The sequence below is a fragment of the Mesorhizobium sophorae genome, from assembly GCF_002270415.1.
Taxonomy (GTDB): Bacteria; Pseudomonadota; Alphaproteobacteria; order Rhizobiales; family Rhizobiaceae; genus Mesorhizobium; species Mesorhizobium sophorae.
The window spans coordinates 15,013-38,924 of the sequence record NZ_NNRI01000009.1 but is presented as its reverse complement, the minus strand read 5'-3'; the positions used below and the strand labels follow the sequence as shown (position 1 = coordinate 38,924).

Here is a 23,912-nt window from a genome sequence, read left to right as displayed (position 1 = left end):
TATCGATAAGGTTACGAATGTGCCGAAATCGCCTCGATTGGACGCCTTCCTGCCCCAAAAACGCATAGGAGAGGCGCTTGGCGTGAAAGTCTTATGCCGATGTTCTTAGTCGGCCACCCGCTTCAACAGCGCCATGGCGCCGAACGGCGCACGCACCTTGCCCTCGGTGATGAAGTAGACGAACACGTCGCGCGGTTTGACGGGTGCTTCGGTCGAGGGATCGGTGCGCGGCAGGTCGTCCGGCACCTTGCCTTCGGCCCAGGTCCTGGCGCGCGCGGCCCATTCATCCAGGCCTGCCGGCGTGTAGCAATCGGGATTGTCGTCGCTGCCGGTCTGCAGCCGGGCATAGATGAAATCGCCGGTGACGTCGGCGATGGCCGGATATTTAGCGTGGTCGGCATAGACGATCGCCGCCTTGTATTTGCGCACCAGCGCCGCGAATTCCGGCACCATGAAACTGTCGTTGCGCACCTCGACCGCGTGGCGCAGCCCAACGCCGTCCTGCTTTTCCGGGAGCAGCTTGAGGAAGGCTTCGAAATCGTCCGGGTCAAACTTTTTCGTCGGCGCGAACTGCCACAGGATCGGTCCGAGCTTTTCACCGAGCGCCACCACGCCCGAGCCGAGGAAGCGCATCATCGATTCACCGGCCTCGCCGAGCACGCGCCGGTTGGTGACGAAGCGGTTGCCCTTGAGCGAATAGACGAAACCGTCTGGCGCTTCGCTCGCCCATTTGACGAAGGTCGGTTCCTTGAAGCTGGAGTAATAGGTGCCGTTGACCTCGATGCTCGACACCTGCCGGCTGGCATATTGTAGTTGCTTGGCCTTGGAGAGCTTTTCGGGATAAAAGGACGTATCCCAGGGTTCGAACGTCCAGCCGCCCATGCCGGAGCGGATTGTTCCCGATTTGCTCATTGCCATCCTCCCGAATTCAGAAAAATCAGGCCGTCGTGATCTTGTCGACCGGCTTCGCCATGTCGACGAGCACCCATCCTGGCCGGTATGGATTGGGCCGGCGACCCGTTTCGTGGAAACCATAGGCCAGATAGAGCGCGATGTTCCGCTCCATTTTGGCGTTCGTGTAGAGCCGCACCTCGGGCAGGCCCCACGCCAGCGTCTGGTCGTCCGCGTGTTTGAGCAGGGCAATGCCAAAGCCCTTGCCCTGAAATCCTGGCGCGACGGCGACTGAGAAGATCATCGCGTGGTCGTCATGCCGTTCCAAAGTGAGCAGACCGGCAAGCTCGCCGTCACGCTCCAGAAGCCAGACCTCGCCGCGTTCGATCCTCGGAGCGTAGTCCTCGGTAACAGGGATCGGTGGCGCGCCGAACAGCGTGGAATAGGGCGCGTAGGCGGCTTCCGTCAGCGAGACGACCGTTTCGAGATCACCGGGAAGCGCTCTTCGGATTGTCATTCAAATGCTCTCCAAGCGCCGACTGGTTCGCCATCACTCCGCCGCTTCGCGCTTGCCTCCGGGGCGCCGCTCCAGCAGCTCCTTGAGGAACTGGCCGGTGTAGCTGCGCTTTTCGCGCACGATCGCTTCCGGCGTGCCGGACGCCACCAGTTCGCCGCCGCCGTCGCCGCCTTCGGGGCCGAGGTCGAGCACCCAGTCGGCGGTCTTTATCACCTCGAGATTGTGCTCGATGACCACCACCGTGTTGCCCTGGTCGACCAGCTCGTGCAGCACTTCCAGGAGCTTGGCGACATCGTGGAAATGCAGACCGGTGGTCGGCTCGTCCAGGATGTAGAGTGTCTTGCCGGTCGCCTTGCGCGACAGTTCCTTGGCCAGCTTGATGCGCTGCGCCTCGCCGCCGGACAGCGTCGTCGCCTGCTGGCCGATATGGATGTAGCCGAGGCCGACCTGCTTCAGCGTATCGAGCTTGTCGCGCACGCCGGGCACGGCGGCGAAGAAATCGACGCCTTCCTCGACCGTCATGTCGAGCACGTCGGCGATCGACTTGCCCTTGAACAGCACGTCGAGCGTCTCGCGGTTGTAGCGCTTGCCATGGCAGACGTCGCAGGTGACGTAGACGTCGGGTAAAAAGTGCATCTCGATCTTGATGACGCCGTCGCCCTGGCAGGCCTCGCAGCGGCCGCCCTTGACGTTGAAGGAGAAGCGACCGGGCTGGTAGCCGCGCGCCTTGGCTTCCGGCAGCCCGGCGAACCAGTCGCGGATCGGCGTGAAGGCGCCGGTGTAGGTGGCGGGGTTGGAACGCGGCGTGCGGCCAATCGGCGACTGGTCGATGTCGATGACCTTGTCGAGGAATTCGAGGCCCTCGATGCGGTCGTGGTCGGCCGGATGCTCGCGCGAGCCCATGATGCGGCGCGACGCCGCCTTGAACAGCGTCTCGATCAGGAAGGTCGACTTGCCGCCGCCCGACACACCGGTGACGGCGGTGAAGGTGCCGAGCGGGATTTCGGCGGTGACGTTCTTCAGATTGTTGCCGCGCGCGCCGACGATCTTCAGCCGCCGGTTCTTCTTCGCCTCGCGCCGCACGCCGGGCGTCGCCACTTCGAGCGCGCCCGACAGATATTTGCCGGTGATCGAATTCGGATTGGCCATCACCTGCTGCGGCGTGCCCTGGGCGATGATCTCGCCGCCATGGATGCCGGCGGCAGGGCCCATGTCGACGACATAGTCGGCGTGCAGGATGGCGTCCTCGTCATGCTCGACGACAATCACCGTGTTGCCGATGTCGCGCAGGTGCTTCAACGTGTCGAGCAGGCGTGCGTTGTCGCGCTGGTGCAGGCCGATCGACGGCTCGTCCAGAACATAGAGCACGCCGGTGAGACCGGAACCGATCTGCGAAGCCAGGCGAATGCGCTGGCTCTCGCCACCCGACAGCGTGCCGGAATTGCGCGACAGCGTCAGGTAGTCGAGCCCGACATCGTTGAGGAAGCGCAGCCGCTCACGGATCTCCTTCAAGACGCGCACGGCGATCTCGTTCTGCTTGTCGTTGAGCGAAGCTGGCAGGTCGGTGAACCACTTGTCGGCGTTGCGGATCGACTGTTCGGTGACTTCGCCGATGTGCTTGCCGGCGATCTTCACGGCCAGTGACTCGGGCTTGAGCCGATAGCCCTTGCAGACCGGGCAAGGCGTCGCCGACATGAAGCGCTCGATTTCCTCGCGCATCCAGGCGGATTCGGTTTCTTTCCAGCGGCGCTCGAGATTGGGGATGACGCCTTCAAAGGTCTTGGTGGTCTTGTAGGAGCGCAGGCCGTCATCATACTGGAAGGTGATTTCGCGCTCGCCGGTGCCGCGCAGGATGGCCTCCTGGGCTTCCGCGCTCAAATCCCTGAACTTGTCGCCGAGCTTGAAATTGTAGGCCTTGCCCAGCGCTTCAAGCGTTTGCGCGTAATACGGCGAGGTCGATTTCGCCCACGGGCTGACCGCGCCGTCGCGCAGCGAGACGTTCTCGTCGGGCACGACGAGATTGGGGTCGATGGCGCGCTGGCTGCCGAGACCGTCGCAGGTCGGGCAGGCGCCGAACGGATTGTTGAACGAGAACAGCCTCGGCTCGATCTCGGGAATGGTGAAGCCGGACACCGGGCAGGCGAACTTTTCCGAGAACAGGATGCGCTCATGCGTCTCGTTCTTGGACTTGTTGACCGAATCCTCGCCGGTCTGGCTGGCGTCGAGCGGCTTGTCGGCGAATTCGGCGACCGCCAGCCCATCGGCGAGCCTCAGTGCCGTCTCGATGGAATCGGCTAGGCGGGTGGCGAGATCGCCGCGCACGACGATGCGGTCGACGACGACGTCGAGGTCATGCTTGTACTTCTTGTCCAGCGCCGGCACGTCGGCGATTTCATAGAAGACGCCGTCGACCTTGACGCGCTGAAAGCCCTTCTTCTGCAGTTCCAGCAATTCCTTGCGGTACTCGCCTTTGCGTCCGCGCACCATCGGCGCCAGGATGAACAGGCGGGTGCCTTCCTCGACCGCCAGCACACGGTCGACCATCTGTGACACCGTCTGGCTTTCGATCGGCAGGCCGGTGGCCGGCGAATAGGGGATGCCGACGCGCGCGAAGAGAAGCCGCATGTAGTCGTAGATTTCGGTGACGGTACCGACGGTCGAACGCGGGTTCTTCGAGGTCGTCTTCTGCTCGATCGAAATAGCCGGCGACAGGCCGTCGATCTGGTCGACGTCCGGCTTCTGCATCATTTCGAGGAATTGCCGCGCATAGGCCGACAGGCTCTCGACATAGCGGCGCTGGCCTTCGGCGTAGATGGTGTCGAAGGCGAGCGACGATTTGCCGGACCCGGACAGGCCGGTCATGACGATCAGGCTGTCACGCGGCAAGTCGAGATCGACATTCTTCAAATTGTGTTCGCGCGCCCCGCGAATGGAAAGATATTTATGGTCGGCCATGGCCGGTCGCCGCCTCAGAAGCTGGAATTTCCTGGAATGGCGGGTTTTCCCGGCCATCCCCTATGTAGGTAATTTTGCCGCCACGTCGAGAGACGCCACAATTCCCGACAAAAGCGTTTAACCGTCTTTCGCGTGAACGGGCAAGCGGAAAGAACAAAGGCCGAACACGCTCCTGACAAAGCTGTGCAAAACTGACTTGTACGTAACCTCCCGGCGATCACGTTTTTCGGTAACCGGCTATTGATGGTTGACGCCACCGACTCAGGGGAGCAGACTTCATTAGTCAACGAAGCCGGCCGTCTTTCGATGGCCTCGCCGCCCAGAGGCGGCCTGCGAGACGCCGCAGGCAGTCGCGATTTGCGCTTCGGGACGAGACGTCGCAACGGACAATGGAGCGGAGCATGACGCCACCGGACAGTCCCTTGAGGCTCCACGTGTCGCTGGAGCCGTGGCAGGCATAAGTGCCAGGGTTTAGCGTTTGCGCCACCCGACAAACCGTGACCTGCCATATCCCACAAAAATCAGAGACTGCTAGTCGGATCGTCGGCTGAATGCCGCGGAGCATCCGAAATCAAACGCCGGCAGTACACTCCCGGCAAAATTGGATTTGAGATCCAAAAAGGCCCCGACCGTTTGCGCAAAGCACGGCGGGGCCATTTTCATGCGCGGCTTGTTTTGTCGACCATGGCGCGGCGCACGACGCTGGACAGATCATGCAATCAGTGGCGCGGCAGCCCGGTGGCGCCAGCGCCGACATCAACTGTGATGCTGCCTGAAATCCTGACATCCGTGTTGCCGATCTTGAACTGGCCGTTCCCATTGCTGGGGGATGCGTCGTCGGGTTCGGGCTGCGGAGCGGGCTTGGCGATGCGATAGTCGCCGGTCACGCCGGGCAGGGCGCCTTTCCGCGCCGCTGGCGAGCTGTCGTCGGCAAGGGCCGTGCCGCTCATGGAGCCGGCAAGAGCGATCACGACCACGGCGATGACGCGATGCAATGTTCTGGACGGATGAGTGTCGGTCATCGCCCAGTTATAGTGGCGTGTCGACGAGGCGACCAGACCGGCGTCGTCAAATCTTCGACAGCCGGCGACACGCTTCAGCCTCACGCGGCCTGTTTGCGCGTGTCGAAAACATGGTCGACTAGACCCCAGGCCTGAGCCTCGCGGGCCGTCATGAAGTGGTCGCGGTCCAGCGTGCGCTCGACCTCTTCATATGTGCGGCCGCAATGCTGCGCATAGAGTTCGGCCATATGCCGCTTTGTCTGGCCGATGCGCTCGGCATGGCGCTGGATGTCGGAGGCCTGACCCTGGAATCCACCCAGCGGCTGATGCAGCAGGATGGTGGCGTTCGGCAGCGAGATGCGACGCCCGGCCGTGCCCGCCATCAACAGGAACGAGGCCATCGACGCGGCAAAGCCCATGCACACCGTCGACACCGGGCAGCTGATGTATTGCATGGTATCGTAGATGGCGAAGCCGCTGGTCACCACGCCGCCAGGCGAGTTGATGTAGAGCGATATCTCCTTGTCGGGATTGTCCGATTCCAGCGACAGCAGCTGCGCGCAGACCAGCGCCGAAATGTCGTCGTTGATTTCACCGTTGATGAAGATGATGCGCTCGCGCAGCAGCCGCGAGAAAATGTCGAAGGCGCGTTCGCCGCGGCTCGATTGCTCGATCACCATCGGAACCAGATTGGCAAGGCCGCTCATTGTTTCGTCTCCGTCCGTTTCGTTGTTCAGGCCGCGCGCAGCAACAGCAAAGGCGTGTTCGCGGCGATCGGCCGTCTTGGATTGCGCGACCCCAGCGAAAGGCTGCAGCCGGCGCCGGCCATGGCAACAGCGGGCATTGCCGTTCGGGCAAAACCGTCATGGACGATGCGCAGATGCGTGCCGCCGGAGACGGTGCGGGCGAGTGTGAAGGTGACAATGCTGTCGAGCCCAGCCTGCCGCGCGGAATCGCCTGGCTGCTGCCGCTCGCGCCAGGTATAGCGCAGCAGCCGCTCGGGCTCGGCGTCGATGATCTCGCATTCGATCGCCGCCTCGGGCCCGGCGAAGGCAAAACGGCTGCCGGTCTCAGGGCTGATGTCGTTCGGCATCATCCAGGCGGCGAGCAGCTCTGGCACGGTCAGCGCCCGCCACACCTTTTCCGGCGGCTCCGGCAGGTCGCACTCAAACTCGATCGCGTCAGGCGCGGTGTTGGTGTCCGCGTGGCTTTGGTCCGTCATTGATCCCATGCTCTTCATTGATCCCACGCTCTTCATTGATCCATGTCCTTCAAAACCGCCTTCAGCCTTTCGATGCGCTCCGGCCAGAAGGTCCGGTAGCGTTCGATCCAGGAGAGCAAGGGGGCAAGCCCTTGCGGATCGGCGCGATAATAGGCGTTGCGGCCCGCTCGCCGCTCGACCACCAAGCCAGCGCCGCGCAACACCGCCAGATGCTGGGAGACGGCGGGTTGCGACACCGTCATGCCGCTGCGCAATTCCGAGACGCTCATTTCGCCAGCAGCAAGCTGCTCAAAGACGGCGCGGCGCGTCGGGTCGGCAAGCGCGCGGAAAATCTCTGCTTCGATCATGACGAAAGCATAAGTCGATACTTATTGATTTGGCAAGCGCTGTTTTTACGAGCTTGTCGGAAGCCAGCGCCTCACCACCCCGGCAGGTCCATCAAACGTCGCCTCGAAGATTGGCGACGCAAGCACAGCGTGGATGTGAAGCGTTCCGGTGCCGACGTTTTTGAACCCGTGTTTCCTGTTCGCGGGAACAACGAGAGACTGGCCCGAGGTCAGGACGTTGTGCTCATCGTCGATCCACATCTCGGCCCTGCCGGCGATAACGGTCAGCACTTCCTCGACGGGATGCCAATGCGTTGGGGCGCCGACCGTGGGCTCGACCCATTGCTCGAATATGCAAAGTTGCGATGCACCGTTGCTGGCCGACACATGCATACGCGTTCCCACACCTCCTCGCCATTGCTCGCGCGGCTGGTCCTCGTGTGTGACGGAGTTCATTTGATTGCCCCCGACCCATTCCCGATTTCATGGAAATTTCGGACCGGAACACTACATCTTGCTGACAAACATTGACAGAATGCCACGGGCGTCATAGAACGAAAAGGGAACAAAAACCTTGTGGGAAAAGCCAGCCATAGCAGGCGGCGATGGTCTGCAGCCTGTAAGGTGCTGCGACAAAAATTTGTTTCGGATGAGCGCGGAGAAATATCATGGCGGGTAGCGTCAACAAGGTCATTCTGGTCGGCAACCTCGGTGCAGATCCGGAAATCCGTCGCCTGAACTCGGGCGAGCCGGTCGTCAACATCCGCATTGCGACGTCGGAAAGCTGGCGCGACAAGAATTCCGGCGAGCGCAAGGAAAAGACCGAGTGGCACAACGTCGTCATCTTCAACGATCAGCTTGCCAAGGTGGCCGAGCAGTATCTGAAGAAGGGTATGAAGGTCTATGTCGAGGGCCAGTTGCAGACGCGCAAATGGCAGGACCAGACCGGCAACGACAAGTACACGACGGAAGTCGTGCTGCAGAAATTCCGCGGCGAGCTGCAGATGCTCGATGCGCGCGGACAGGGTGAGGGCGGCCAGGTCGGCGGTTATGCCGGTGGCGGCAGCAGCCGTGGTTCCGATTTCGGGCAGTCCAGTCCGAGCGAAAGCTTCAATCGTGGCGGCGGCGCCAAGAGCGGCGGTGGCGGCGGTTCGTCGCGCGAACTGGACGACGAAATCCCGTTCTGAGGACAATCAGCCACCGGAGAGGCGGCAATGTCGCTGCAACCGCTGCTTGCCGCCCCTTCTCCGGTTCCCTGGCATGCCTTTGCGGCTTTCGCCGCACTGGCGATAGGGGCCACCCAGCTGGCACTGCCGAAGGGAACGCGGCGGCATCGCATCGCGGGCTATGTCTGGGTCGCACTGATGCTGGTCATCGCCGTCTCGAGTTTCTGGATTCATCAGATCCGCCTCGTCGGCCCTTTCAGTCCGATCCATCTCCTGTCGATCCTGGTGCTGGTCACCGTACCGCTGGCGGTGTGGCACGCGCACAATCATCGCGTCGCCAAGCATCGCAAGTCGATGATTGCGCTGTATGTCTTTGCGCTGGTCGGGGCCGGCATCTTCACGCTGTTGCCGGGTAGGGTCATGCACGATGTCGTCTTTGGCGTCGCGCGGGCCGGACCATGATCCTATTTAATCCTTGAGGCGGATGACCCCAAGTGGAAGGAATATCAGGTGAAAGCACGTGTAAAGTGGGTGGAGGAGCGCACTTTCGTCGGCGAATCCGGCAGCGGCCACAAAGTAGTGCTGGGAACCGCGCTCGGACCGGAAGGCAAGACGCCAGGACCTAGCCCGATGGAACTTGTGCTGATCGGCACCGGCGGCTGTTCGGCCTATGATGTCGTGCATATCCTCGAAAAGGGGCGCGAGGCGATCGAGGATTGCGTGGTCGAGCTCAACGCCGACCGGGCCGAAACCGAGCCCAGGGTGTTCACCCGCATCCACATGCATTTCGTCGTCAAGGGCCGGTCGCTCTCCAGCGACAAGGTCAAACGGGCGATCGATCTTTCGATCGAAAAATACTGCTCAGCCTCCGCGATGCTGGCCAAGACCGCCACGATCACCCACGATTTCGAAGTCATCGATACAACGGCGAAGTAGGGCCGGCTTCGGCGGGTCGTCGCGAGCTATCCCGCCATCAGCGCCTTGATGCCGTCGGCGACGAACTGCACGGCAAGTGCGGCCAGGATGACGCCGAGCAGCCGGGTCAGGATCGAACGCCCGGTCTGGCCGAGGATGCGGTCGATACGTTCCGACAGCACGAACACCAAATAGGTGATGGCAAGGCAGACGAAGATGATGCCGACCAGCGCCGCCTGCGCGGCGAACCCCTGGAATGAACTGGACAAAAGCACCGTCGCCGAAATGGCGCCGGGGCCGGCGATCAGCGGGATCGCCAGCGGGAAGGCGGCGATGTTGTGGATCATGTCCTTGGTGATGGCGACGTCGCCGATCTTCTCCTTGCGGTCCTGCCGTCGCTCGAACACCATTTCGAAAGCGATGAAGAACAACAGGAAGCCACCGGCGACGCGGAAGGCCGGCAGCGTGATGCCGAAGACCGACAGGATAGAGGCGCCGGCAACCGCAAACAGCGCCATCACCAGAAAACCGATGATCGAGGCGCGGACGGAAACCTGCTGGCGCTCCTCGCGGTTCATGCCGCGTGTCACGGCAAGGAACAGCGGCGCAAGGCCAGGCGGATCGATGGTCACGAGAATGGTGACGAAGGCGTTGAACAGGCTGTCGAAGCTCGGCATCTCTGACCCCTCCCGCCGGGCCGCGCCCGCACCATGACATTGGTAGAGCAAAGCCCGGTCGGTGGGAACTGTCGGAGGGACGAAACCGAAACTTCGACACCCCTTCGTCGTGACGCTGCTACGGACGGAAAGCCCGTTGCACGCTTTTCCTGGAATTATTTGCCTCAGCCGGCAGCGCCGCAATAGGCCTCGACGCGATAACCGTCCGGATCGACGACAAAGGCGGCATAGTAGTTTTCGCCATAGTCGGCGCGCAGGCCCGGTGCGCCATTATCGCTGCCGCCTTCGCTCAAGCCGCCGGCATGGAAGGCGTCGACGCTGCTCCGCGTCGGTGCCGCGAAGCAGAAATGCAGGCCGGATTTTGCGTCTGATGGCACCGGCCGCGCGGCCTCGTTGACCCATAGCACGACGCCTTGCGCGCCATAACCCAACGAGCCCGGCGTCTGGCTGAGGCAGCTATAGCCGAGCGGTTTCAGCGCAGCATCGTAGAAGCGCTTGGAAGCGGCGGCGTCGCGAACGCCGATCGAGATATGATCGAACATATTTTTCTCCATTGTTACAATGGCTTGTAGCGTCAGGTTGTTGCCGTTCGGCGCGCCAGGAATTCGACTTCCAGCCGCCATGTCGCGCCATTGTCGTGTGAGCGCTCGCCGAGCCAGCGGAAGGAATTCTCGGTGATGCGCGAAAAGCTCCAGCGCACCGAGGAGCCGGCGCCATCGGCGCCCACTTGCACGATGGTATCGCGTTCGGCACGGCCGAGCTGCCGGCTGTAATACTGGTTGCGCGGGTCGCTCCAGAAGATGTGCCAGGCGTCGGCGGCGGGGTCGTAGACGCGCAATGTCGTGCCATAGAACGTCCATTTGCCGAGCGAAGGCGAGGGGCCGGCGTCCCGCGCGGGCAGAATCCAGACATCCTGGATTGCGCGGCCTTCCAGCACCCAGCCGAAATGCACTTCGCCACTCCCGGTCAGCACCGTGCCGTCCTCGAGATGGCGGGAGGCGTCAAAAGTCCAGGCGCCGACGAAACGGCCATAGAGGTTCAGTTTTTCAGCAAGTCCGTTGATTGGTCCGGCACTGTGCAAGGCTTCGGCAAAGGAGGATTGGTCGTACATGGTTCCGGTCTCTTCTTGTCAGGAGACCGGGAGGAGTAGGCTGCGATGGGGTTCTGGGCTTGGGAAAAATTGCTATATTTCGGTCATGACAGCGACATTTCGGTCATGACAGCGACCACGCGTACTCTCGCATCCGGGGCCGGCTGGCACGTGGCGGATGTGATCTGCACGGCCAGCGCCGGTGAGCGGCCGTTCGAGGAAGCCCATCGAGATTTCTGCGTCGCCGCTGTCACCGGCGGCACGTTCCGCTATCGCACGCAACAAGGCACGGCGATGCTGGCGCCCGGCGCGCTCCTGCTCGGCAATCCCGCCACATGCTACGAATGCGGGCATGAACATGGCAGTGGCGACCGTTGCCTCTCGTTCCATTTCGGGCCGGCCTACATGGAACGGATCGTGGCTGGTGTGCCGGGCGCGAAGAAGCTGGCCTTCGAGGCCCCACGCCTGCCGCCGTTGCCGGCCCTGGCATCCTTACTCGCCGAAGCGGAAACCGCTCGCGAGATGGCCGACATCGACGCCTTCGAGGAACTCGGGCTGCGCATTGCGGGTGCCGCGGTGGCAACAACCTTTAGCTCCACACCTGTCAGGCGCGCGCCAAGCCGCCGCGATCAGAAGCGGGTTGCCGAAGCGGTGCGGCGGATCGAACTCGATGCCGACAGGCCGGTCTCGCTTTCGGCGCTGGCCGACGAGACCGCGACCAGCCCCTATCATTTCCTGCGCATCTTCCGGCAGGTCGCGGGCATGACGCCCTACCAGTTCCTGCTCAAGACCCGGCTGCATCGCGCGGCGGTGCGGCTGCGGCTGTCCGACGATGCGGTCTCGGTGATCGCCTTCGAGGCAGGCTTCAACGATCTGTCGACGTTCAATCGCCGCTTTCTGCGCGTCATGGGCGAGACGCCGGGCGACTATCGCGCCCGCCGCGCGAGCGGCGTTGTGCAGGCTTTGTCCGTCGCTGCGGTCTTGTGGCGTCAGTCCGATGTCGGTCCGCACCAGCCGGGCAGGTAGTCGGCGTCCTTGGCCTTGGCCAGGTTCAGGGCCTCCTTCATCGCCTTGTCGAAATTCTTCGCCACCGCATCCCGGTCGATGCGCCGGCGCAAAAAATCCGCCCACAGGAATTCGCTGAACGGGGTGGTGTCCTTCGCGAAACCACCTTGCCGGCGCAGTTCACCGGCCATGCTCCTGTAGGGGTCGTCGACGAGCTCGGCCATGGTCTTGGGAATGGCGTCGTAGCCCCGGCGCCTGCCGTTCTCGTCGAACGGATGCATCCAGCCGCGATTGTCGAGCACGAAGAGGAAGGCGTCCTTGTCGAGTTCCGACAGGTCGCTGATCACTGTGACCAGAATATCCCCGATGCCTTCCTCGAGCAGGGCGCGGGCGAGATGGTGGTGATCGGTGACATAGTTGCGCTTCTTCGGCCCCAGCACGACCGGGACCATATGGGTGCCGAGAAAAGTGCCAGTCTTCCTGGCGCTTTGCGAGCGGATCATCTGGCGCTTCAAGGCGACTTCCCGCATGCCGACGGTGATCTGCGTCGGCCGTAGATCTCTGACTGCGACGGGGGTCAACAAGGGTTCCCGCGTGGTGGTCATTTGGCTTTGTCCTGTTGTTGCGGCTGCTGGTCCGGAGCGAGCGTCCTGATGGCGGCATCGACACTGTGAAAAATCCGCTGCGGGCCGATCAGGTCGGCGATGCCAAATCGTGCCAGCGCCGCCTGGGCGCGCAGCGATTCCATCCGCGCGATGGCAAAGATCGCGCCCGCCTTGCGGCAATGGGTGATGGTGTCGATCAGGGCTTGCGCGGCCGTGTAGTCGATCTCGACGATGTTGCTGGCCTCCAGCACGACCAGCTTCACGCTCTCACGCCTTGCATCGACAAGATCGACAAAGCCGCGCTTGAAGCCGTCGGCATTGACGAAGGACAGCGGCGCCTGGAATGCCGCGACGAGCACGCTGGGGAGCTGATCGCCGGCAACTGGCTCGCTGGGCGGCCACCACACCGAAGTCCCCGGCACCTGTTCCAGTTCGATCAGTTGCGTGCGCGTTGCGGTCCAGATTCCATGCAGGAGCGACAGGCCGATGCCGATCGCAACGCCGGTCTCGATGGGCAGCACGACGATGGCTGCCATGGTGATGAGGATCAATGCGAATTCGACGGGCGCCTGCCGGTAGACGCTGGCGAACACCTTCCAGCGCAGAATGTGCTGGGCGACGAACAGCAGAACACCGGCAAGGGCGGCCTGTGGAACATCGGCGAGCAGGCCGCCACCGAAAGCACCCAGCGTCAGCACGATGGCCGCGGCAATGAGGCCCGCGACCTGTGAGCGGCCACCCGACTGGGAGACGATTGCCGTGCGCGGCGGGCTGGCATTGACCGCAAAGGCGCCGAACAGGCCCGATACGATGCTGCCGGCACCGACGCCGACGAAATCGCGATTGACGTCAGGAGCGTCACCCTGTTGCGGCGCGAAGGAACGGGAGGTGGCCGCTGTCTGCACCATGACGACGATGGCGATCAGCAATGCCAGCGGGACCAGCGCCTGCACATCGCCAAGGCTGGCAAGCGGCAGGCCGGCCCGTGGCAGGCCATTGGGCAAGGCGCCGAGCACCTCGACGCCGCGATCCTCGAGGCCGAAGACGGCAACCGCAGAGGTGGCGAGCACCATGCCGATCAATGCGCCGGGGATGCGGGCGCTGATGCGTTCGGCGCAGAATACGGTTCCGAAGACGCCGAGGCCGAGTCCGAGGCTCCAGGGATTGGTGAGGTGCAGGCTGCCGGCGATCTCACCGATGCGCCGCAAGGTTTGACCGTTCTGGGCGGGCAGGCCGAGTAGTCCGGGCAATTGCGAAACGATGATATGGATGGCGATGCCGGCCAGAAAACCCGTCGTGACCGGCACCGACAGGAGGTCGGCGACCCAGCCAAGGCGAAAGAGACCGCTCAGAATCACGATCAGCCCGACCATCAAAGCCAGCATGGAGGCCAGCGCCAGATAATGTGGCGACCCGGCTGCGGCGAGCACGGCGAGACTGCCGGCAAACAGAGGCGTGATGGTCGAATCCGCACCGGCCGACAGGTGCCGGTTGGCACCGAACAGGGCGAACGCCACCGAACCGGCAACAAAAGCGAAGAAGCCGACCTCGGGAGCAAAGCCGCCGAGGCGGGCGGTCGCCATCTGTTCGGGAATGGCGATCGCGGCCAGTGTGAGGCCCGCGACCAGATCGCCGTTCAGATCCCTCGGCGTCCAACCACTCAGGGCTCGCAACGGCAGCCAAGAGGTCCAATTCATCGCGCTCGTGGCTTTCGCTGGGGGAAAACGGTCCATCGCAGGCTTTTGCCTTGGTGGCGGCGAAACCGCCTTGGCCATATCGTCGCAATCAGTGGTATCCTTTTGAAATTACCACCAAAATTGACACTGGAAAAGTGTCGCGGATATTGGAGTTTCGGGCTTGCTTCCTATATAAGCAGCAAGTGATTCCTGATTAGATTGTGATCCGATTTGACCGACCAAAAGACACCGCGCGGCGCCGACGGCGGCCCCACCGGCATCGAGCCGATATCCATCGTCGAGGAGATGCAGCGCTCCTATCTCGATTACGCCATGAGCGTGATCGTCAGCCGTGCGCTGCCGGACGTGCGCGACGGCCTGAAGCCGGTGCATCGCCGTATTCTCTTCGCCTCGCATGAGAGCGGTTACCACTGGAACCGCAAATATGTGAAGTCGGCGCGCCCGGTCGCCGACGTGATGGGTAAATACCATCCGCATGGCGACGCCTCGATCTACGACGCTTTGGTGCGCATGGCGCAGGACTGGTCGCTGCGCGTGCCGCTGATCGACGGACAGGGCAATTTCGGCTCCATCGACGGCGATCCGCCGGCGGCGATGCGCTATACCGAATCGCGGCTGACCAAGGTCGCGCATGAGCTGCTGGAGGATATCGACAAGGACACCGTCGATTTCCAGGACACCTATGATGCGTCCGGCAGCGAGCCCAAGGTTCTGCCGGCACGGTTCCCCAATCTGCTGGTCAACGGCTCCGGCGGCATTGCCGTCGGCATGGCGACCAACATCCCGCCGCACAATCTCAGCGAAGTCTGCAACGGCGCCATCGCCATCATCGACAATCCGGCGATCGACCTGCCGGCACTGATGGAGATCATCCCGGGGCCGGATTTCCCGACCGGCGGCATCGTGCTTGGCCGTTCCGGCATCTACAGCGCCTATTCGACCGGCCGCGGCTCCATCGTCATGCGCGGCAAGGTCAACATCGAGGCGCGCGGCAACGACCGCGAGTCGATCATCATCACCGAGGTTCCCTACCAGGTGAACAAGTCGTCGATGATCGAGAAGATGGCCGAACTGGTGCGCGACAAGCGCATCGAGGGCATTTCCGACATCCGCGACGAAAGCGACCGCCAGGGCTACCGCGTCGTCATCGAACTGAAGCGCGACGCCGTCGCCGACGTCATCCTTAACCAGCTTTACCGCTTCACGCCGCTGCAGACCTCCTTCGGCGCCAATATGGTTGCGCTCAACGGCGGCAAGCCGGAACTGCTGACGTTGACCGACATGCTGAGGGCGTTCGTCGCCTTCCGCGAGGAAGTGATCACCCGGCGCACGAAATTCCTGCTGCGCAAGGCGCGCGACCGCGCCCATGTGCTGGTCGGTCTCGCCATCGCCGTCGCCAACATCGACGAAGTGATCAAGCTCATCCGCACCGCGCCGGATCCGCAGACGGCGCGTGAGCAGTTGATGGAGCGGCGGTGGCCGTCTGGCGACGTCGAATCGCTGATCCTGTTGATCGACGACCCGCGCCATCGCATCAACGAGGACGGCACCTACAATCTGTCCGAGGAGCAGGCGCGCGCCATCCTCGAACTGCGCCTGCAGCGCCTGACCGCGCTCGGCCGCGACGAGATCGCCGACGAGTTGAACACGATCGGCGCCGAAATCATTGACTACCTGGACATTTTGTCTTCCCGCGCGCGGGTCCAGCAGATCGTCAAGGATGAGCTCGCCGCCGTTCGCGACGAGTTTGGCACGCCACGCCGCACCGAGCTCACCGACGGTGGCGCGGACATGGAAGACGAGGACCTGATCCAGCGCGAGGACATGGTCGTGACGGTGAGCCATTCGGGCTACATCAAGCGCGTGCCGCTGTCGCTCTACCGGGCGCAGCGCCGCGGCGGCAAGGGCCGCTCCGGCATGTCGACCAAGGAAGAGGATTTCGTCACCCGGCTGTTCGTTGCCAACACGCACACGCCGGTGCTGTTCTTCTCCTCGCGCGGCATCGTCTACAAGGAGAAGGTCTGGCGGCTGCCGATCGGCAACCCGCAATCGCGCGGCAAGGCGCTGATCAACATGCTGCCGCTGGAGCAGGGCGAGCGCATCACCACCATCATGCCGCTGCCCGAGGACGAGACCAGCTGGGGCGAGCTCGATGTGATGTTCGCCACCACGCGTGGCACCGTGCGACGCAACAAACTTTCCGACTTCGTTCAGGTCAACCGCAACGGCAAGATTGCCATGAAGCTGGAGGAGGAGGGCGACGAGATCCTTGGCGTCGAGACCTGCACCGACAATGACGATGTGCTGCTCACCGCCAGCTCCGGCCAGTGCATACGCTTTTCGGTCGGCGACGTGCGCGTCTTCCAGAGCCGCAATTCGGTCGGCGTGCGCGGCATAACCATGGCCGAGACCGACCGCATCATCTCGATGTCGGTGATCGAGAATGTCGATGCGCCGCCGGCCGAACGTGCCGCCTATCTTAAGCGGGCAGCGGCCGAACGGCGCCTTGCCGCTGGCATCGCGGCTGGCGAAGAGGAAGAGATCGCGCTGACCAATGAAGAGGTCGGCGAGGAGACGGAGCTTTCCGACGAGCGCTACGAATTCCTCAAGCAGCACGAGCAGTACGTGCTGACGGTGACCGAATATGGCTACGGCAAGCGCTCGTCGTCCTATGATTTCCGGCTGACCGGACGCGGCGGCAAGGGCATTCGTGCCACCGACGTTTCGAAGGTAGCCGAGATCGGCAGGCTGGTGGCGACCTTCCCGGTCGGCAATGACGACCAGATCATGCTGGTGTCGGACGGCGGTACCGTCATTCGGGTGCCGGTGAACGGCATCCGTTTCGCCAGCCGCGCCACCAAGGGCGTGACCATCTTCAACACTGCTGAAGGTGAAAAGGTGGTTTCGGTCGAGCGGATATCCGAACCGCAGGCGGACGAGGAAATCGAAGAAAGCGCCGGCTCTGAGATTGATCCAACGGCGGACGCCGGCCCGGACAGCGCTGAATAAGTCCAGCGCCAGGTTTCGACATAACAACGCCGGCCCATGGGCCGGCGTGGTGGCACGTTCAGGCGAAACTTAGTAGTGGCGATATGGCTTGCGGGGGCCAAAACCTTCGAAGCGCTTGGTATTGGCCTTGATGCGGATGCGCTGAGCCTCCTGATGCAAGCCGAAAACGGTGGCGATCAGCATGGCGACGGTCATTGCGGTGGCGAGCATGTAGATCAGCATGTGTGTGTTCTCCTGCGCCTAACAACGAAGATATGGGATTTTGGTTTCATCTTATTAAGGTGCAACCTAGTGAACGCTGCGTGAAGGCTTCGTGATCAGCATGTTCATCTGTCGTTCACGTGGCGGAAAAGGTTCACGACCGGCTCGCCAATCGGATTTGCCTTTGCGAGAGAGGCTCGTTAGAAGCACCAGCCATGACTGAACGCATCGCCCTCTATGCCGGCTCCTTCGACCCGTTGACCAACGGCCATCTCGACGTGCTGAAAGCGTCGCTGGCGGTGGCCGACGTCGTCTATGCGGCCATCGGCATCCACCCGGGCAAGCAGCCGCTGTTTTCCTTCGAGGAACGGGTGGGGCTGATCGAGAGTGCGACGAAGACTTTATTTGGCCGCGACGGTGCGCGCATCAAGGTTGTGGCCTTCGACGGGCTGGTCATCGACGCGGCCAGGAAGCAGGGCGCCTCGATCATGATCCGAGGCCTGCGCGATGGCACCGACCTCGACTACGAGATGCAGATGGCCGGCATGAACGAGACCATGGCGCCTGAACTGCAGACGGTTTTTCTGCCCGCCAGCCCGTCCGTGCGCACCATTACCGCCACACTTGTCCGCCAGATTGCCTCGATGGGAGGCGACATCCGCCCCTTCGTGCCGGCGGCGGTTGCCGGTGCGCTCACCGCCAAATTCGCGAAATAAGATCCCGGAGATAGATATGCAGCTGAAAAAGCTTGCCTCGTTCCTCATTGTGCTTGCCGGTCTTGTGACGTCGTCTGTCTCGGCCTTCGCCGCCGACCCGGAAAACACCATGATCATCACGCTGAAGGACGGCGACGTCACCATCGCGCTTCGGCCCGATCTGGCACCCAAGAACGTCGCGCAGATCAAGAAGCTGGTGCGCCAGGGCGCCTATGACAACGTCGCCTTCCACCGCGTCATCGACGGCTTCATGGCGCAGACCGGCGACGTCAAGTTCGGTAACATGAAGAAGGGTTTTAGCGCCGAGGCCGTCGGCACCGGCGGTTCCGATCAACCCGACCTGCCGGCAGAATTCTCGCAGACCGAACACTACAAGCGCGGCGTGGTCGGCATGGCCCGCTCGCAGGACCCCAACTCCGCCAATTCGCAGTTCTTCATCATGTTCGCGCCGGCGCCGCCCCTCGATGGCCAATACACCATCGTCGGCACCGTCGTCAGCGGCATGGAGCTGGTGGACCACATCAAGAAGGGCGACGAAGCGGACAATGGCACGGTCACCGACCCTGACCGGATGCTCAAGGTGCGCATCGCCGCAGACAAGTAAAGTTGTCGAATAACTCTGTTTTCTGAAAAGGATATCTGACATGGCCGAGATCAAGGACCGCGAAAACGCGCTCATCATGGAGACGACCAAGGGCAACGTCGTCATCGAACTTTTCCCCGACCTGGCGCCCGGCCATGTCGCCCGTATCAAGGAACTGGCACGCGAAGGCGCCTATGACGGCGTGGTCTTCCACCGCGTCATCGACGGCTTCATGGCGCAGACCGGCGACGTCAAGTTCGGCAATTCCAGCAAGCCCTCCTTTGCTCCGTCGCGTGCGGGCATGGGCGGCTCCGACAAGCCCGACCTCAAGGCTGAATTCTCCAACGCCAACCATGGGCGCGGCACCTGTTCGATGGCCCGTTCGCAAAACCCGAACTCGGCCAATTCGCAGTTCTTCATCTGCTTCGACGATGCCGCCTTCCTCAACCGCCAGTACACGGTCTGGGGCCAGGTCATCGAAGGCATGGACAATGTCGACAAGATCAAGCGCGGCGAGCCGGTGCCGGATCCCGACAAGATCGTGTCGCTGAAGGTCGCGGCCGACGTCAAGTAAGGCAAAACATCAATGATGGGCGTCGTCTGGTCGCTTCTCGGCATCCTGTCCGGCGCCTTCATTGCCATTCAGGCGCCGATCAATTCGCAGCTGGCGCGCGGCCTGGGGCTCCCGGTCGCGGCGGCTGCGTTTTCGTTCCTGTCGGGCGCGGTGGTGCTCGGCATCATCTCCGTCACGGTGGTGAAGCTGCAAGGCGTCACGCTCGACTGGAAGGCGCCGGCACCGTGGCTGTTCATCGCCGGTGGCATGCTTGGCGGCTTCTATGTGACGCTTTCGACCATCCTGACGCCGCGCATCGGTGCCGCCGCCCTGATGGCGTTTCTGGTGGCGGGACAGTTGCTGGCCGGCATGCTCATCGACCGCGTTGGCTTCCTTGGCGTCGCGGTGCGTGAAATCTCGCTCGGCCGCGTCGCCGGTGCGGTGCTGCTGCTGGCCGGAGCGCTGCTCGTCCGGCTCTACTGATGCGCGTCGATCTGTTTGACTTCGACCTACCGGAGGAGCGTATCGCGCTTCGTCCGGCAGAGCCGCGCGACAGCGCCAAGATGCTGGTGGTCAAGCCCGGCGACGGGCTCGACGACCGGTCGGTTGGCGACCTGCCGTCCTTGCTCAGGGCCGGCGACGTGCTGGTCTTCAACGACACCAAGGTCATTCCGGCGCAACTGAAGGGCATCAGACGGCGCGGCGAGGCGCAGGCTCAGGTCGAAGCCACGCTGCACATGCGCATGGCGCCGGACCGCTGGCTGGCCTTCATGCGACCGGGCAAGCGCATTGCCGCCGGTGACCGTATCCATTTCGGCCATGATGGCAATTCCTGTTTCCTCGGCCAGCTCGACGCCACCGTGATCGAGAAAGGCGAGGGCGGCGAAGCGCTGCTTGGCTTCGACCTGTCGGGGCCCTTCCTGGACGAGGCGCTGCATGCGGTCGGCCATATTCCGCTGCCGCCCTATATCGCCTCGAAGCGCGACGACGACGAACGCGACCGGGCTGACTACCAGACCATCTATGCCCGGGAAGAAGGCGCCGTTGCCGCACCCACGGCAGGCCTGCATTTCACGCCGGAGCTTTTTGCGATACTCGACGCCAAGGGGGTCGAGCGCCGCTTCGTTACCTTACATGTCGGCGCCGGCACGTTCCTGCCGGTGAAGGCGGATGACACCGCCGACCACAAGATGCACGCCGAGACCGGCTCGGTCAGCGAGGCGACCGCCGACGCGCTCAACGCGGCCAAGGCGAGGGGTGGCCGCATCGTCGCTGTCGGCACGACCTCGCTGCGCCTGCTGGAAAGCGCGGCGCGCGCGGACGGTACCCTGGTTGCATGGTCCGGTCCGACCGACATTTTCATCACGCCCGGCTACCGCTTTCGCACCGCCGACATGTTGATGACCAATTTCCACCTGCCGCGCTCGACCCTGTTCATGCTGGTGTCGGCCTTCAGTGGTCTCGATACGATGCGTGCGGCCTATGCGCATGCCATCGAGAACCGCTACAGGTTCTACTCCTATGGAGACGCAAGCCTGCTTTATCGAGCGGAGATGAGCGATGGACGATGATCTCGTGAGCCTGGACCGCGATGCATTGATCGCGGAAGTGAAGAAATTGCGCACCGGCATTCGCCAGCATCGCGACGCCACCGGCCATGATTTGTGCTGGCATCACCCGGATCTGTGGGACCTGCTGCCGGAGAAGACCGAGCCGTCGATCGCCGTGCCGCCCTGGCCGAAATTCTTGCGTGGCTGCATCCAATACCGCCAGTCGCTCGACAAACAGGCACCTGGCGCCCCGGTTCATGACAAGGAATTCAATGGCTAAGCCGTTCAGCTTCAAGGTTCTGGCGACAGACGGCAAGGCGCGGCGCGGTGTGATCGACATGCCGCGCGGCGAAATCCGCACGCCTGCCTTCATGCCGGTCGGCACCGGCGGCACCGTCAAGACAATGTATATGGACCAGGTGCGCGGCCTTGGCGCCGACATCATCCTGGGCAACACCTACCATTTGATGCTGCGGCCCGGCGCCGAGCGCGTGGCGCGTCTTGGGGGCTTGCACGAATTCGCCCGCTGGCCGCATCCGATCCTGACCGACAGCGGCGGTTTCCAGGTGATGTCGCTGTCCAAGCTGAGGAAGCTGACCGAAAAAGGCGTCACCTTCCGCTCGCACATTGACGGCGCCGCCTACGAGATGTCACCGGAGCGCTCGATCGAAATCCAGGGTTTGCTCGATTCCGATATCCAGATGCAGCTCGACGAATGCACGGCGCTACCGGCCGAGTTGAAGGAGATCGAGCGCGCCATGGAGCTGTCGCTGCGCTGGGCAGAGCGCTGCAAGACGGCGTTCGGCGACCAGCCGGGCAAGGCGATGTTCGGCATCGTGCAAGGCGGCGACAACGCGGCACTCAGGGTGCGTTCGGCTCAGGCACTGAGCGCGATGGAGTTGAAGGGTTATGCGGTCGGCGGTCTGGCCGTCGGCGAGCCGCAAGCGGTGATGCTCGAGATGCTCGAGATCACCTGTCCTGAACTGCCTGAAAACAAGCCGCGCTATCTGATGGGCGTCGGCACCCCTGACGATATCCTGAAATCGGTGGCGCGCGGCATCGACATGTTCGATTGCGTGATGCCGACGCGGGCCGGCAGGCACGGCCTTGCCTACACCAGGCGCGGCAAGGTCAATCTGCGCAACGCCCGCCATGCCGACGATCCGCGTCCCCTCGACGAGGAAAGCGACTGCCCGGCGGCGAGGGACTACTCACGCGCCTATCTGCACCATCTGGTGCGCTCGCAGGAAGCGCTTGGTGCGATGCTGCTCACCTGGAACAATCTCTCGTATTATCAGAAGCTGATGCAGGACATCCGTGCGGCAATCGAGGCACATGCCTTCGAAGCACGCGCGGCGGAGATTTCGGAAGGTTGGGCTCGGGGCGATATCCCAGCCATTTAGGCGTGCGCTTCCAGCGATTGACGGATCGGCTGCCCAAGAGCAGATTTGCAATCGAGGGATGGCTATGGCCGTGACATACGACTTTGCCGGCAGGACGGCGATCGTAACCGGGGGCTCCAGGGGCATCGGCAGAGCCGTGGCCACGCAGTTGTCAGGGTCTGGCGCCGACGTCTGGGTCTGGGACGCCGATCCGGTGCCGGCTGACGGCATCCGCAGCCTGACTGTCGACGCCACCAAGGCCGGCGACATAAGGGAAGCCTTGGCTGACATCGTCGCCCGAGCGGGGCGGATCGACATCCTCGTCAACAACGCTGGCTATCTCGGTCCCTACCTCGGCTTTGAGGCCTTCGAGCCGGTTGAATGGCAGCGAATCATCGGTGTCAATCTCCTCGGAACGTTCGAGGTCACGCATCAGGTTCTGCCGATCATGCGCAAGGCCGGCAACGGCCGCATCGTCAACATGGGATCGCTTGCAGGCAAGGAGGGCTTGCCGAACCTTGCCGCCTATTCGGCGGCAAGCGCAGGCATTATCGCTTTCACCAAGGCATTGTCGCGGGAGGTTTGCGACACCGGCATTCGGGTGAATTGCGTAGCGCCCGGTCCGATCGATACCGACCTTATCAGGCGCCTTGGCAATGAAGTTGTCAGCGACATGATCGGCGCCAGCCCGCTGAAACGGCTCGGCTCCGCCGACGAGGTCGCTGCGTTGGTGCTCTGGCTGTGTTCCGATTCGAGCAGCTTCAACACTGGTGCCGTATTCGATATGTCGGGCGGCAGGGCACGCTACTGATATCGGCTGTCTCAGGTGCTTAGCGAATTCGACGCGCGCAGGCTGCAGCCGGTGATCTGGAATGTGCCGTCGGGCTGTTGCTGCAGCGTGTAGACAGCCTCGTAATCCTTGCCGTCGGGGCCAACGATCAGCACCTGTTGGACGATCGATGTCGGGCTCGTCTCCTCGACCTTGCCAAAAGAATAGGTCTGTGGGTTGCGTACCGGCGCGTAGCCGTTGGTCACCATGTTCATGAAGGTGTCGACGGTCGGGAAGATCTGCTTCACGTTGGGTGCGGCGAAGCTATAGGCGGCGGCGCCGTCATTGGCGATGAAGGCTTTCAACTGGCCGTCGATGGCGGCTTGCGCCGCCTTGACCTCGGCATCGCCGGCAAGCGCAGACGACGCCAGGACGAGTGGAACGAACGCAAATGCGAAAAACATACGGCGCATGGCCTGTCTCCGTTGCCCCTTGCTAAAGCTGCCTCCCCCCAAAATTGTTCCAAGAGGCATTTTAACATACGCATGGTGGCGCTTCACGGTTTCATCGGTTGCGAACATTCGTGTCGCCCCGCGCGCGCTGCGGGAAGTCTTGGCCCGGGCCCGAGCCGGCTGAGCATTCATCCGGCGCTTGAAAGCCCGCCTCCAGTCTGTCAGAAGGGCCGCTTGGACTTGGACGTTTAGGGACGAAGCCATGAGGGCGTTTTTCGTGCAGATCAAATGCGAGCTTGGCAAATCCTATGAGGTTGCCAGCGCGCTTGCCGATGCCGAGATCGCCTCGGAAATCTACTCGACCGCCGGCAACTACGATCTGCTCGCCAAATTCTACGTCGACGACGAGGAAGATGTGGGCCATTTCGTCAACGAGAAGGTGCAGATTCTCCCCGGGATCAAGGACACTTTCACCGTCGTCACGTTCCGCGCCTTCTAGAGCCCGTTCCATCCCCGATAGAATCGGGATGGGGTTCTATCTCAGTGTTTGAGCATGACCTTCTCCTAAGCTGGATTCGACTCTTTGGGATCACGCTTCAGCTTCGGAACGCGCCTGCCCGGCCACGAGGC

The 23,912-nt window shown here is 62.7% G+C and carries 29 protein-coding genes; 14 read left to right on the top strand and 15 right to left on the bottom strand.

Annotation, left to right across the window (positions count from 1 at the left end; all coding sequences use genetic code 11):
* Positions 1-105: 105 nt before the first annotated feature.
* From CGZ66_RS15730 to CGZ66_RS15695, 8 genes are all read right to left on the bottom strand, one after another.
* On the bottom strand, positions 106-912 hold the full coding sequence (locus tag CGZ66_RS15730; protein WP_095085067.1) for a DUF72 domain-containing protein: 807 nt from the start codon (positions 910-912) through the stop codon (positions 106-108).
* A 25-nt stretch (positions 913-937) separates the two neighbouring features.
* The gene (locus tag CGZ66_RS15725; RefSeq protein WP_095085066.1) at positions 938-1,408 is read right to left on the bottom strand and encodes a GNAT family N-acetyltransferase; all 471 of its coding nucleotides are present in this window, start codon (positions 1,406-1,408) and stop codon (positions 938-940) included.
* Positions 1,409-1,441: 33 nt separating this feature from the next.
* Entirely contained in the window at positions 1,442-4,363 is a 2,922-nt protein-coding gene (gene uvrA, locus CGZ66_RS15720; RefSeq protein ID WP_095085065.1) for an excinuclease ABC subunit UvrA, read from the bottom strand.
* 719 nt (positions 4,364-5,082) lie between these two features.
* Positions 5,083-5,385 carry a hypothetical protein gene (locus CGZ66_RS15715; RefSeq protein WP_095085149.1) on the bottom strand — a complete coding sequence of 101 codons (303 nt, stop codon included), beginning with the start codon at positions 5,383-5,385 and terminating at the stop codon, positions 5,083-5,085.
* 80 nt (positions 5,386-5,465) lie between these two features.
* Positions 5,466-6,071 (bottom strand): ATP-dependent Clp protease proteolytic subunit, encoded by a 606-nt coding sequence (locus tag CGZ66_RS15710; protein ID WP_095085064.1) that lies wholly within the window; start codon positions 6,069-6,071, stop codon positions 5,466-5,468.
* A gap of 26 nt (positions 6,072-6,097) precedes the next feature.
* Positions 6,098-6,586: an SRPBCC family protein gene (locus CGZ66_RS15705; protein ID WP_245331110.1), complete on the bottom strand. Its 489-nt coding sequence runs from the start codon at positions 6,584-6,586 to the stop codon at positions 6,098-6,100.
* Positions 6,587-6,618: 32 nt separating this feature from the next.
* Positions 6,619-6,933, bottom strand: a complete 315-nt coding sequence (locus CGZ66_RS15700) for an ArsR/SmtB family transcription factor (protein ID WP_095085062.1) — start codon at positions 6,931-6,933, stop codon at positions 6,619-6,621.
* A 45-nt stretch (positions 6,934-6,978) separates the two neighbouring features.
* The gene (locus tag CGZ66_RS15695) at positions 6,979-7,368 is read right to left on the bottom strand and encodes a cupin domain-containing protein (protein ID WP_095085061.1); all 390 of its coding nucleotides are present in this window, start codon (positions 7,366-7,368) and stop codon (positions 6,979-6,981) included.
* Positions 7,369-7,580: 212 nt separating this feature from the next.
* Here CGZ66_RS15695 and CGZ66_RS15690 point away from each other — a divergent pair, with 212 nt between their 5' ends.
* The 3 genes from CGZ66_RS15690 to CGZ66_RS15680 are packed head-to-tail and all read left to right on the top strand — an operon-like array spanning position 7,581 to position 9,014.
* Positions 7,581-8,099, top strand: a complete 519-nt coding sequence (locus CGZ66_RS15690; RefSeq protein ID WP_095085060.1) for a single-stranded DNA-binding protein — start codon at positions 7,581-7,583, stop codon at positions 8,097-8,099.
* 27 nt (positions 8,100-8,126) lie between these two features.
* Positions 8,127-8,540 (top strand): DUF2306 domain-containing protein, encoded by a 414-nt coding sequence (locus tag CGZ66_RS15685; RefSeq protein ID WP_095085059.1) that lies wholly within the window; start codon positions 8,127-8,129, stop codon positions 8,538-8,540.
* A gap of 48 nt (positions 8,541-8,588) precedes the next feature.
* Positions 8,589-9,014: an OsmC family protein gene (locus CGZ66_RS15680; protein ID WP_095085058.1), complete on the top strand. Its 426-nt coding sequence runs from the start codon at positions 8,589-8,591 to the stop codon at positions 9,012-9,014.
* A gap of 26 nt (positions 9,015-9,040) precedes the next feature.
* On the opposite strand, the gene CGZ66_RS15675 is transcribed toward CGZ66_RS15680, so the two are convergent.
* From CGZ66_RS15675 to CGZ66_RS15665, 3 genes are all read right to left on the bottom strand, one after another.
* Positions 9,041-9,670 (bottom strand): MarC family protein, encoded by a 630-nt coding sequence (locus CGZ66_RS15675; protein WP_023736559.1) that lies wholly within the window; start codon positions 9,668-9,670, stop codon positions 9,041-9,043.
* Between the two features lie 164 nt (positions 9,671-9,834).
* Positions 9,835-10,212 carry a VOC family protein gene (locus tag CGZ66_RS15670; protein ID WP_095085148.1) on the bottom strand — a complete coding sequence of 126 codons (378 nt, stop codon included), beginning with the start codon at positions 10,210-10,212 and terminating at the stop codon, positions 9,835-9,837.
* A 32-nt stretch (positions 10,213-10,244) separates the two neighbouring features.
* Positions 10,245-10,781, bottom strand: a complete 537-nt coding sequence (locus CGZ66_RS15665) for a hypothetical protein (protein ID WP_095085057.1) — start codon at positions 10,779-10,781, stop codon at positions 10,245-10,247.
* 105 nt (positions 10,782-10,886) lie between these two features.
* Here CGZ66_RS15665 and CGZ66_RS15660 point away from each other — a divergent pair, with 105 nt between their 5' ends.
* Positions 10,887-11,786 carry a helix-turn-helix transcriptional regulator gene (locus CGZ66_RS15660; RefSeq protein ID WP_095085147.1) on the top strand — a complete coding sequence of 300 codons (900 nt, stop codon included), beginning with the start codon at positions 10,887-10,889 and terminating at the stop codon, positions 11,784-11,786.
* Here the strand turns inward: CGZ66_RS15660 and CGZ66_RS15655 are convergent.
* A complete protein-coding gene (locus tag CGZ66_RS15655; protein WP_095085056.1) occupies positions 11,750-12,370 on the bottom strand; it encodes a ParB-like protein in 621 nt (206 codons plus the stop codon). The two genes, CGZ66_RS15660 and CGZ66_RS15655, sit on opposite strands and share 37 nt — an antisense overlap.
* Positions 12,367-14,067: a SulP family inorganic anion transporter gene (locus tag CGZ66_RS15650; protein WP_095085146.1), complete on the bottom strand. Its 1,701-nt coding sequence runs from the start codon at positions 14,065-14,067 to the stop codon at positions 12,367-12,369. The genes CGZ66_RS15655 and CGZ66_RS15650 overlap by 4 nt, the downstream gene beginning before the upstream one ends.
* Positions 14,068-14,277: 210 nt before the next feature.
* On the opposite strand from CGZ66_RS15650, the gene gyrA reads away from it, so the two are divergent.
* Positions 14,278-17,076: a DNA gyrase subunit A gene (gene gyrA / locus CGZ66_RS15645; protein WP_095085055.1), complete on the top strand. Its 2,799-nt coding sequence runs from the start codon at positions 14,278-14,280 to the stop codon at positions 17,074-17,076.
* A gap of 69 nt (positions 17,077-17,145) precedes the next feature.
* Here the strand turns inward: gyrA and CGZ66_RS15640 are convergent, their stop codons facing one another.
* Positions 17,146-17,298 (bottom strand): hypothetical protein, encoded by a 153-nt coding sequence (locus CGZ66_RS15640; protein WP_095085054.1) that lies wholly within the window; start codon positions 17,296-17,298, stop codon positions 17,146-17,148.
* Positions 17,299-17,492: 194 nt separating this feature from the next.
* On the opposite strand from CGZ66_RS15640, the gene coaD reads away from it, so the two are divergent.
* From coaD to CGZ66_RS15600, 8 genes are all read left to right on the top strand, one after another.
* On the top strand, positions 17,493-17,993 hold the full coding sequence (gene coaD, locus CGZ66_RS15635; protein WP_095085053.1) for a pantetheine-phosphate adenylyltransferase: 501 nt from the start codon (positions 17,493-17,495) through the stop codon (positions 17,991-17,993).
* Positions 17,994-18,009: 16 nt separating this feature from the next.
* Positions 18,010-18,597, top strand: a complete 588-nt coding sequence (locus tag CGZ66_RS15630; protein WP_095085052.1) for a peptidylprolyl isomerase — start codon at positions 18,010-18,012, stop codon at positions 18,595-18,597.
* A gap of 40 nt (positions 18,598-18,637) precedes the next feature.
* Positions 18,638-19,150, top strand: a complete 513-nt coding sequence (locus CGZ66_RS15625; RefSeq protein WP_095085051.1) for a peptidylprolyl isomerase — start codon at positions 18,638-18,640, stop codon at positions 19,148-19,150.
* 12 nt (positions 19,151-19,162) lie between these two features.
* Positions 19,163-19,612 (top strand): DMT family transporter, encoded by a 450-nt coding sequence (locus CGZ66_RS15620; protein ID WP_095085050.1) that lies wholly within the window; start codon positions 19,163-19,165, stop codon positions 19,610-19,612.
* Positions 19,612-20,700: a tRNA preQ1(34) S-adenosylmethionine ribosyltransferase-isomerase QueA gene (queA, locus tag CGZ66_RS15615; protein ID WP_095085049.1), complete on the top strand. Its 1,089-nt coding sequence runs from the start codon at positions 19,612-19,614 to the stop codon at positions 20,698-20,700. Before CGZ66_RS15620 ends, queA begins: the two co-directional genes overlap by 1 nt.
* Complete coding sequence (locus CGZ66_RS15610) at positions 20,690-20,959, top strand: hypothetical protein (RefSeq protein WP_095085048.1); 270 nt, start codon at positions 20,690-20,692, stop codon at positions 20,957-20,959. Before queA ends, CGZ66_RS15610 begins: the two co-directional genes overlap by 11 nt.
* Positions 20,952-22,082, top strand: coding sequence for a tRNA guanosine(34) transglycosylase Tgt (gene tgt, locus CGZ66_RS15605; protein WP_095085047.1), 1,131 nt, complete (start codon positions 20,952-20,954; stop codon positions 22,080-22,082). Before CGZ66_RS15610 ends, tgt begins: the two co-directional genes overlap by 8 nt.
* Positions 22,083-22,146: 64 nt before the next feature.
* Positions 22,147-22,872 (top strand): SDR family NAD(P)-dependent oxidoreductase, encoded by a 726-nt coding sequence (locus CGZ66_RS15600; RefSeq protein ID WP_095085046.1) that lies wholly within the window; start codon positions 22,147-22,149, stop codon positions 22,870-22,872.
* An 11-nt stretch (positions 22,873-22,883) separates the two neighbouring features.
* Here CGZ66_RS15600 and CGZ66_RS15595 read toward each other — a convergent pair whose 3' ends face one another.
* A complete protein-coding gene (locus CGZ66_RS15595) occupies positions 22,884-23,303 on the bottom strand; it encodes a DUF4864 domain-containing protein (protein ID WP_095085045.1) in 420 nt (139 codons plus the stop codon).
* Positions 23,304-23,544: 241 nt separating this feature from the next.
* Between CGZ66_RS15595 and CGZ66_RS15590 the strand changes: the two genes are divergently transcribed.
* Positions 23,545-23,781: an Lrp/AsnC family transcriptional regulator gene (locus tag CGZ66_RS15590; protein ID WP_095085044.1), complete on the top strand. Its 237-nt coding sequence runs from the start codon at positions 23,545-23,547 to the stop codon at positions 23,779-23,781.
* The last annotated feature ends 131 nt before the right edge of the window (positions 23,782-23,912 follow it).